Below are 9590 nucleotides of genomic sequence, written 5' to 3' on the forward strand. Positions count from 1 at the left end.
CTCTCCTTGAGGGGGGTCTCGTGCCGGCGGCTACGAGCCGAACTGCACCGGGAGGTTGTCGATCAGATGGGTGGTCCCGACCCGGCCCGCCACGGCGAGCACGGCCGGGCCGGTGTGCCCGGCCGCCACCTCGGTGAAGGTCGCCGGGTCCACCAGGACCAGGTAGTCCAGCGCGAGCGGCGGCTCGGCGGAGGCGGCCTTGTCCAGGACCGCGCGCGCCGCCCCGACCACCGCGGCCGGGCCGCCGGCGGCCGCGTCCGCGCCCGCCTGCAACGCCTGCGACAGCGCCACGGCGGTGCGCCGCTCGTCGCCGGACAGGTAGCGGTTGCGGCTGGACAGGGCCAGGCCGTCCAGCTCGCGGACGGTGGGCCCGCCGACGATCTCGACCGGGACGTTCAGGTCGGCGACCATGCGGCGGATCATCGCCAGCTGCTGGGCGTCCTTCTCTCCGAAGACCGCGATATCGGGGTTCACCAGATGGAACAACTTCAGCACGACGGTCAACATTCCGTCGAAGTGTCCAGGCCGCGTCCGCCCCTCGACCCGCTCCCCCATCGGCCCGGCCTGCACCGTGACCTGCGGCCGGTCGGGGTACATCACCTCGACGGTCGGCGCGAACACCACGTCCACGCCCTCGGCCGCGCACGCCTCGATGTCGGCGGCGAAGGTGCGGGGGTAGCGGTCCAGGTCCTCGCCCGCACCGAACTGGAGCGGATTGACGAAGACGCTCACCGCGACGGCGTCGGCCAGCTGCCGCGCCTTGCGGATCAGCGAGCGGTGCCCCTCGTGCAGGGCCCCCATGGTCGGCACCAGCGCCAGGGTCCCCCCGACCCCGGCGCGGACCGCCGCGAGCTCCTCGCGGGTCTGGGCGATGACGGGCGTCATGCATCCTCCTCGGTCAGTCCGCCAGCACTTCGAGGAGCCGCTCGGCGTCCTCGGGCTTGAGCAGGCCCGCGCCCAGCGCGCGGTCGGCGGTGAGGCGGGCGAGCGCGACGTAGGCGCGGCGGCCCTCCGGGGAGTGCCGGGCCAGCTCGCCGACGTGGTCGGCGACGGTGCCCGCGTCGCCGCGCGCGACCGGCCCGGTCAGGCCGTCGATGCCGAGGCGCAGCGCGTTGTCCAGCGCCGCGCCCAGCAGCGGGCCCAGCATCCGGCCCGGCTCGTCGGCCCCGGCCTCGCGCAGCAGGTCCATCGACTCCACCACCAGCGTGACCAGGTGGTTGGCGCCCCCGGCCAGCGCCGCGTGATACAGCGGGCGGCGCTCCTCGGTGATCCAGACCGGCTCGCCGCCCATCTCCAGGACCAGCGCCTCGGCGACCGGGCGCAGCGGCTCGGGCGCGGTGACGCCGAAGGAGATGCCGTCCAGCCGGTCCACGTCGTCGGGCCGCCCGGTGAAGGTCATGACGGGATGCACCGCCAGCGGCAGCGCGCCCGCGCGGGTGAGGTCGTCGAGCGCCGCCGTGCCGTAGCGGCCGCTGGTGTGCAGGAACAGCTTGCCCGCGACCGGGACGCCGGTGGCGACCAGGCCCGCCGCCAGCTCGCGGAGCGCGTCGTCGGGGACGGTCAGCAGCACCAGGCTCGCGGCCGCCACGACCTCCTGCGGGGTGCCGAGGGCGACGCCGGGCAGGCGCTCGGCGGCGCGCCGCCGGGACGCCTCCGAGACCGCCGAGGCGGCCACGACGCGGTGCCCGGCGCGGTCGAGCGCGGCACCGAGCGCGGTGCCGACCCGTCCCGCGCCCACGACGCCCACGGTCAGCCGGGCGGGCCGGTCCTCGGGGCGCGGCTCGCCGGGGGCGGGCGACGGCGCGGGGGCGGGCCGGTCGGAAGCGGGCAGGTCGGAAGCCGACGTGGCGGGTGCGTCCATGGAAGTCGTTCCAGTCCTCAGGTGTAGGTACCGGACGTGCGCGACCCAGCGTACCCGCGGCCCGGCGACCGTCCGGCATCCCGGGCACTCTCTCATCTCAGTGACCATACGAATACCAGGAGTCACAAGAGTCTCTGGTAACGCGCCACATTTGTGCCGTCACACAGAGCGACCTCTTGCCTTTGATCTTGCAGCGGGAGTAACTCTGGGTTGTGATGGCCGTCACGCAAGGTGAAGATGCGCGCACCGCGCTCACAAGGTGAAACCAGGGCGCTCCGCCCCCCGACGCTAGGGAGACACCGTGATCAAGACCGCCCTCAAGACCGCCGCCGTCGCCGCCACCCTCGCCGGCTCCGCCCTCGCGGCGGGCCCCGCCATGGCCGGGACCAACAACCACGGAGAGGCGGTCGGCAACAACGTCAACGTCATGATCGTCGGAGGCTACGGGGTCACCTGCGGCTCGGTGTCGGTCGCCGGTCAGGCGAGCACCAACTGCAACGGCAACGCGACCTGGAACGACTGACGGGCCTTCCGTACACCGCCTCCGCCCCACCGCTACCCGTACGAGCGGTGGGGCGGAGCCCTGCGGGGCAGGTGCGGGTCAGTCGTGGGCGAGCGACTCCACGATCGACGCCTTGGCGGCGCGCCGCGCGGGCAGCACCGCGGCCAGCATCCCCGCCAGGCCCGCCAGCACGATGAACCCGGCGATCTGCCCGAACGGCACCGTGAACACCGAGTTCTCCGACATCGCCGTGGTGGCCGCCCAGCCGAACCCGATGCCCAGCACCACGCCGGTGAACGCGCCGATCACGGCCATCACCAGCGCCTCCACCGACAACATCCGGCGCAGCTGGCGGCGGGTGAGCCCGAGGGCCCGCAGCAGCGCCGACTCGCGGGTGCGCTCCACCACCGACAACGTCAGCGTGTTGGCGATGCCGAACAGCGCGATGATCACCGCCAGGCCGAGCAGCCCCCCGAAGATCATCAGGATCATGTCCACCGCCTCGCTGATCTGCTCGCGCATCTCGGCCTGCGACCCGATCTGGGCCGTGGGGTAGGGCCGCGCGGCGTCCTCGATCGCCTGGCGCGCGGCGGCGGCGTCCACCCCGTCGCGGGTCTTGGCGTAGATGGAGGTGGGGTCGCGGACGTCGAAGTAGCGGTCGAAGTCGGCGTCCGGCACCAGCAGGCCCGACAGCGGCACGTCGGCCCCGTAGACCCCGGCGATCCGCACCGGGACGGCGCCCTGCCGGGTGCTGATCCGCACGGTGTCCCCGGTCTTCACGTGGAGCGCCTCGGCGGTGAAGGCGTCGGTGAGGGCGGTGCCGGGCTTGAACGCCCCGGCCGAGCCGCTCTTGAAGGTCGGCTTGATGACGGTGCCCAGCGCGCCGTCGCTCAGCGTCGTCACGTCCACCTTCTCCCGGCCCGCCTCGGTCTCCTTGCCGCGGGCCTCGATGACGGTGCTGAACTCCGGTCGTTGCCGCAGCGCCTGCGCCAGCGCGTGCGGGACGCGGTGCTCCTTGCCGTCGGCCTTGAACTGAGCCTGCACCTGGAAGTCCACCGGGAACTGCTTGTCCATCTGCGCGTTGGACATCGCCTTGCCGCTGGCGGCGACCACCGCGAACAGGCTCATCAGCCCGACGCCGACGGTCAGCGCGATCGTGGTGGTGGCGGTCCGGCGCGGGGCACGCTGGGCGTTGGCCACCGCGAGCCGCGCGGGCACGCCGCCGACCTTCCCCGGCAGCGCGCCGACCAGACGGCTCAGCGGCCGCACCAGCGCGGGCATCAGGATGATCACGCCGAGGAAGAACACCGTCCCGGCGGCCGCGACCACGTACATCGCGATGTCGCCCTTCTTCATGCCGAAGGTGCCGAACCCGCCGATCGCCGCGCCCAGCAGCAGGAAGAACGCGGCCGCGACGGTGCGCGGCCAGCCGAGCCGGAACCGGCCCGTGCCCGGCTCCAGGTCCGAGCGCAGCGCCGCGACCGGCGCGATCCGGGTGGCGGCGCGGGCGGGCAGCACCGCCGACACCACCGTCACCAGCACGCCGACCAGCAGGCCGACCGCCACCGTGCGCGGCGCGAGCGTGGCCCCGGTCTCGGGCAGGTGCGCGCCGAGGAGGTTGAACAGCGCGAGCGCGCCCGCGCCCAGCCCCAGCCCGACGACCAGGCCCAGCAGCGAGCCGACCAGGCCGACCACGACCGACTCCGCCAGCACGCTGCCGAACACCTGGCGGCGGGTCGCGCCGACGCAGCGCAGCAGCGCCATCTCGCGCATCCGCTGCGCGATGAGGATCGAGAAGGTGTTGTAGATGACCAGGGCCGACACCAGCATCGCGACCACGCCGAAGACCAGCAGCCCGGCGCGGATCATCTTGGTGTCGGCGCCGGCGGACCTGGCCAGCTTCGCGGCCAGCTCCTCGCCGGTCAGCACGTCCTGGGCGCCGCCCGCGGCCCGCGCGACGGCGGCGCGGTCGCCGCCCACGACGTCGATCTCGCCGAACGTCTTCGCGCCGGTCATCCGCACGGCGGTGGCCGGGTCGAACCCGACCGCGCCGCGCGTGGAGGCGTCGGCGTCGATGCCGAAGTCCAGCAGGCCGACGACGGTGAAGCGGCGCGGCCGGTCGCGGTGGTCGAGGACCGTGACGGCCTGCCCGACGCCGAACTTCTCGCGCTCGGCGGTGCGGGAGTCGAGCACGACCTCGTTGGGCCCGGAGGGAACCCGGCCCTTGTCCACCTCGTAGCGCAGCAACCGCCCGGACGGGACGGTCTTGGCGGCGGTGGGCATGTCGCCGAGCGCCTTGCCATTGCGGCCGAGCAGCGGGGCGTTCCCGTCGATCAGCCCCTGCGCCTCGGTGACGCCGGGCACCCCGCGCACCTTGGCGAGCACCCCGACCGGCACGCCCTTCTCGTCCGGCCCGGACTTCGGCACGACCGCCAGGTCCACCTTGCCGGCGGAACGGGCGAAGGTCTCGTCCACGCCCTTGTCGATGGTGTCGGTCAGCACGAACGTGCCGGCGATGAACCCGACGCCCAGCGTGATGGCGAGGCCCGTCAGCAGCAGCCTCAGCTTGTGGGCCCGCAGGCCCGCCAGCGCGGTCTTCAGCACGGCCGCCTCACCCGCCCAGGCTCTTGAGCCGGTCCAGCACGGTGTCGGGCGTGGGCTGGAACAGCTCGGTGACGATCCGGCCGTCGCGCAGGAACACCACGCGGTCGGCGTAGGAGGCGGCGACCGGGTCGTGGGTCACCATGACGATGGTCCGGCCCATCTCACGCACCGAGGAGCGCAGGAAGCCCAGCACCTCGGCGCCCGCGCGGGAGTCCAGGTTGCCGGTCGGCTCGTCCGCGAAGATCACCTCGGGCCGCGCCACCAGCGCCCGCGCGCAGGCGACGCGCTGCTGCTGGCCACCGGACAGCTCGGCGGGCCGGTGGCCGAGCCGGTCGCGCAGCCCGACCACGTCGACGACCTGGTCGAACCACGCCCGGTCCGGCTTGCGCCCGGCCAGCTCCAGCGGCAGCAGGATGTTCTGCTCGGCGGTGAGGGTGGGCAGCAGGTTGAACGCCTGGAAGACGAAGCCGACGCGCTCGCGGCGGAGCATCGTGAGCTGCTTGTCGCTCATGCCGGTGATCTCGGCGTCGCCGATGCGCACCCGGCCCTCGGTGACGGTGTCCAGCCCGGCCAGGCAGTGCATCAGCGTGGACTTGCCGGACCCGGACGGTCCCATGATCGCGGTGAACGCGCCGCGGGCGAAGCCGACGCCGACGCCGCGCAGGGCGTGCACGGCCGCGTCCCCCGCCCCGTACACCTTGGACACCTGGACGGCCTCGACGGCCGGCGGCGCGGCGGCGGGCGTGCCGCCGGCCGGCGGTGGGGCGGCGAACGTGCTGGTCACGATGACTCCTCCGTGGAACTGTGCGGACACCGACCACGTTAGGAATCTTGTGAGCCGCCGCCATCGACCGCGCGGCCACGCTTGGCGTCAGCACTGAGGCCGGTCGGCGGCGCGGCGTGCGACCTGAGTCGTACACCGCCGTCAGCCCCGGAGGCGATCTCCCCGGCCCGCCGAGCTTCCCGAACTCCCTGGGCTCCCCGAGCCCCGCGCTCCCCCGGGCGCGCGAAAGCGCCGGGACCCGGGTGGCTGGGGTCGCCGGCGCTGCCGCGTTCTCGGTCGTTCGGCGGCGCGCGGGGGCGCGCCGCGGGCCGGCCGCTCCCGCCCCGCGCCGATCAGGCTGATCAGGCCGATCGGCGCCGCGGGCGGGCGGCCGGTCGGTCAGTGGTGCTTGTGGTGGCCGGGGGCGTGCCCGACGACCGACGCGCCGCCCTGGCAGCCGGACCCGGCGATGCCGAGCACGGCCACCGAGTTGCCGCAGACGTTGATCGGGATGGAGATCGGGGCGATGATCTGGTTGCCCGAGAGCACCCCGTGGGAGCCGTCGGTGTGGATGTCGGCGTTGGCGGGCGCGGCGGCCAGGACCGAGCCGGTGACGGCAAAGGCGAGAACGCCGGTCGCGGCGAGCTTCTTGAGCATGGTGATCCTCCCGTACGTGGGGCCCCGGAGGGCCCTACTGACTTGCACCTCGGTCACGTCCCCGCCAGGGGACGTTCACGTACGGTAGTTATCCAGCTACCCATGGGTAAGGGAAACGCAAACCGCCGGTCAACCTCAAACAGTCACCTCAGGGTGATGAAACCGTTACGGCGAGTTGCCGGTTTGGCCGCTCTTGACCAGACCTGTCTCGTAGGCGAACACCACCGCCTGCACCCGGTCGCGCAGCTCCAGCTTCATCAGGATGCGCCCCATGTGCGTCTTGACCGTCGCCTCGGAGACGTAGAGCCGCCCGGCGACCTCGGCGTTGGACAACCCGCGCGCCACCAGCAGCAGCACCTCGCGCTCGCGGTCGGTCAGCGTCTCCAGCGCGCCGGTGCGGCGGTCGCCGTCGTCGGGCAGGTGCAGCGCGAACCGGTCCAGCAGCCGCCGCGTCGTGCTGGGCGCCACCACCGCGTCGCCCGAGTGCACCGCGCGGATGGCCTCGATGAGCTGGGCGGGCCCGGCGTCCTTCAGCAGGAAGCCGCCCGCGCCCGCCTTGATCGCGGCGAACGCGTACTCGTCCAGGTCGAAGGTGGTCAGGATGATCACCTTGGGCCCGCCCGCCGCCACGATCCGGCCGGTGGCCTCGATGCCGTCCATGCGCGGCATCCGCACGTCCATCAGCACCACGTCGGCCGGGATGGTGCGCAGCAGCTCCAGCGCCTGCGCCCCGTCCCCGGCCTCCCCGGCCACCTCGATGTCGGGCTGGGCGTCCAGCACCATCGTGAAACCCGTCCGCACCAGCTCCTGGTCATCGACCAGGAGCACCCGGATCGGCCGCTCCTCGTTCACGTCCGTGCCTCCTCGCGCACCGGTATCCGGGCGATCACCTCGAAGCCGCCGCCCCCGCGGGGCGCGGCCACCACCTCGCCGCCGTAGACGGCGACGCGCTCGCGCATCCCGACCAGGCCGTGGCCCCGGCCGTCGCCGACGGCGGCGGCGCCGCGGCCGTCGTCGCTCACCCGGACCTCGATCATGTCGTCGCCGTAGTCCAGCGCGACCCGGGCCGTGGCGCGCGGGCCGCCGTGCTTGAGGGTATTGGTCAGCGCCTCCTGGACGATCCGGAAGACCGTCACCTGGCGGCCCTCCGACACCCGCGCCGGCTCCCCCGCCACCCGCAGCTCCACCGCCAGGCCCGCGTCGCGCACCTGGTCGACCAGCTCGGCGAGCTGGTCCGCGCCCGGTTGCGGCGCGTAGCCGCCGCCCTCGTCGCCCTCGCGCAGCACGCCGAGCAGCCGCCGCATCTCGGCGAGCGCGGTGCGGCCGGTCGCCGCGATCGTCTCCAGCGCCTTGCGGGCGCGGGCCGGGTCGGAGTCGATCGCGAACGACGCGCCGTCGGCCTGCACGATGATCACGCTGACGTTGTGCGCGACCACGTCGTGCAGCTCGCGGGCGATGCGGGCGCGCTCGGTGTCGCGGGCGGCCCGCAGCTCGTTCTCGCGGTCGCGCTCCAGCCGGGCGGCGCGCTCCTCCAACGAGCTGAGGTAGGCGCGGCGCGTCCTCATGTGCAGGCCGAGCACCCACACGCCGACGAGCACCACGACCAGGAACACCAGCGGTTCGCGCATCTCCGACATCGGCAGATCCCGGTCGTATTGCACCCACTGCTGCCACGACTCCAGCACCGCGCCGACCAGCCCGGCCGCCAGCGCCGCGAGGCTCCAGCGGAAGGAGCGGTAGGCGGTGACGGTGTAGAGCCCGATGAGCAGCGCGACGTCGCCGGGCAGCAGGGCGATCCACCGCGTCCACTGCACCAGGCAGGCCAGCGCGATGATCGTGAAGGTGGCGAGCGGCCAGCGGCGGCGCCACACCAGCGGCAGCAACATGGCCGCGCTCAGCGCCCAGTACTCGGGCACCGAGGCGTTGCGGAGGCCGAACACCTCCCCGATCGTGCGCGCCTGGATCACCGTGAGCAGCAGGAGCGGCGCCATGAAGGCGGCGTCGACCAGCGCGGGCCTGCCGCGCCACCAGTCCCAGACTCTGCCGACCATGGGACCAGCCTACGATCACGCAGGTCAGGCCCCATCAATCCCATGGTGGACCCGGGTCCGCCCTAAGGAGTAGTCCGCCGGGGAGCGCGCGCCCGGTAACGTCGCTGTCGTGGCCGCATGGACGACCTGGCGCGACGCCATGGAGCAGGCGCTTTACGGGCAGGGCGGGTTCTACCGGCGCGGGGAGCGCCCCGCCGAGCACTTCCGCACCTCGGTGCACGCCTCGCCGCGGTTCGCGGCGGCGGTGGCGCGGCTGCTGGCGGAGGTGGACGTACTGCTCGGCCGCCCCGGGCGGCTGGACCTGGTGGACGTCGGCGCGGGTTGCGGCGGGTTGCTGGTCGAGATCCTCGGCTCGGCGTCCCCGGAGCTGGCGGCGCGGCTCAACCCGGTCGCGGTGGAGATCGCGCCGCGCCCGGCGGACGTGCCGGAGGCGATCACGTGGCGGCCCGACCCGCCCGACGCCGTGACCGGGCTGGTCGTCGCCAACGAGTGGCTCGACAACGTCCCCCTCGACGTCGTGGAGCAGACCCCCGACGGCCCGCGCACCGTGCTGGTCGATCCGGCCACCGGCGCCGAACGACCAGGCCCCGAGCCGTCGCCCGCCGACCTGGAGTGGGCCGAGCGCTGGTGGCCGCTGCGCGAGCCGGGCGACCGCGCCGAGATCGGCCGCCCGCGCTGCGCGGCCTGGGCGTCGGTCGTCGGACGCCTGGAGCGCGGCCTGGCGGTGGCGGTCGACTACTCGCACGTGCGCGCGGCCCGGCCCGTCTACGGCACGCTGACCGGCTACCGGGACGGCGCGACGGTGGCCGCCGTCCCGGACGGCTCGTGCGACATCACCGCGCACGTCGCGCTGGACGCCTGCACCGCCGCCGGGGAGCGCGCCGGGGCCTCGGCCACCCTGCTGACGACCCAGCGCGACGCCTTGCGCGCCTTGGGCGTGACGGGGTCGCGCCCGCCGATCGAGATGGCCCACAGCGACCCGCGCGCCTACCTGGCGGCGCTGTGCGCGGCGGGCGAGAACGCCGAGCTGACCGACGCCGAAGGGCTGGGCGGCTTCGGCTGGCTCGCCCAGAGCGTCGGCGTCCCGCTGCCCGAGTCGTTGCGGGACGGCTAGCAGTGTTTCAAAGTCCCGGCCCAGGGGGCTCGCCTGGC

The 9590-nt window shown here is 74.1% G+C and carries 9 protein-coding genes; 2 read left to right on the plus strand and 7 right to left on the minus strand.

What is annotated here, in order from left to right; all coding sequences use genetic code 11:
- Window positions 1-30: 30 nt before the first annotated feature.
- Together panC and AH6_RS17675 are read right to left on the minus strand one after the other, a co-directional pair.
- Window positions 31-885: a pantoate--beta-alanine ligase gene (gene panC / locus AH6_RS17670; protein WP_067481104.1), complete on the minus strand. Its 855-nt coding sequence runs from the start codon at window positions 883-885 to the stop codon at window positions 31-33.
- Window positions 886-898: 13 nt separating this feature from the next.
- Entirely contained in the window at window positions 899-1861 is a 963-nt protein-coding gene (locus AH6_RS17675; protein WP_083983038.1) for a Rossmann-like and DUF2520 domain-containing protein, read from the minus strand.
- A gap of 301 nt (window positions 1862-2162) precedes the next feature.
- Here AH6_RS17675 and AH6_RS17680 point away from each other — a divergent pair, with 301 nt between their 5' ends.
- Window positions 2163-2384, plus strand: a complete 222-nt coding sequence (locus tag AH6_RS17680; protein WP_067481107.1) for a hypothetical protein — start codon at window positions 2163-2165, stop codon at window positions 2382-2384.
- A gap of 78 nt (window positions 2385-2462) precedes the next feature.
- Here AH6_RS17680 and AH6_RS17685 read toward each other — a convergent pair whose 3' ends face one another.
- From AH6_RS17685 to AH6_RS17705, 5 genes are all read right to left on the minus strand, one after another.
- A complete protein-coding gene (locus AH6_RS17685) occupies window positions 2463-4967 on the minus strand; it encodes an ABC transporter permease (RefSeq protein WP_067481110.1) in 2505 nt (834 codons plus the stop codon).
- Window positions 4968-4974: 7 nt separating this feature from the next.
- Window positions 4975-5751 carry an ABC transporter ATP-binding protein gene (locus tag AH6_RS17690; RefSeq protein WP_083983040.1) on the minus strand — a complete coding sequence of 259 codons (777 nt, stop codon included), beginning with the start codon at window positions 5749-5751 and terminating at the stop codon, window positions 4975-4977.
- 378 nt (window positions 5752-6129) lie between these two features.
- Window positions 6130-6387 carry a chaplin gene (locus AH6_RS17695; protein ID WP_067481112.1) on the minus strand — a complete coding sequence of 86 codons (258 nt, stop codon included), beginning with the start codon at window positions 6385-6387 and terminating at the stop codon, window positions 6130-6132.
- 165 nt (window positions 6388-6552) lie between these two features.
- Complete coding sequence (locus tag AH6_RS17700; RefSeq protein ID WP_169807868.1) at window positions 6553-7239, minus strand: response regulator; 687 nt, start codon at window positions 7237-7239, stop codon at window positions 6553-6555.
- A complete protein-coding gene (locus tag AH6_RS17705; protein ID WP_067481115.1) occupies window positions 7236-8438 on the minus strand; it encodes a sensor histidine kinase in 1203 nt (400 codons plus the stop codon). Before AH6_RS17705 ends, AH6_RS17700 begins: the two co-directional genes overlap by 4 nt.
- A 109-nt stretch (window positions 8439-8547) precedes the next feature.
- On the opposite strand from AH6_RS17705, the gene AH6_RS17710 reads away from it, so the two are divergent.
- A complete protein-coding gene (locus AH6_RS17710; protein ID WP_245679351.1) occupies window positions 8548-9552 on the plus strand; it encodes an SAM-dependent methyltransferase in 1005 nt (334 codons plus the stop codon).
- Window positions 9553-9590: the final 38 nt, after the last annotated feature.

It is taken from the genome of Actinomadura hibisca NBRC 15177, assembly GCF_001552635.1.
Classification (GTDB): domain Bacteria; phylum Actinomycetota; class Actinomycetes; order Streptosporangiales; family Streptosporangiaceae; genus Spirillospora; species Spirillospora hibisca.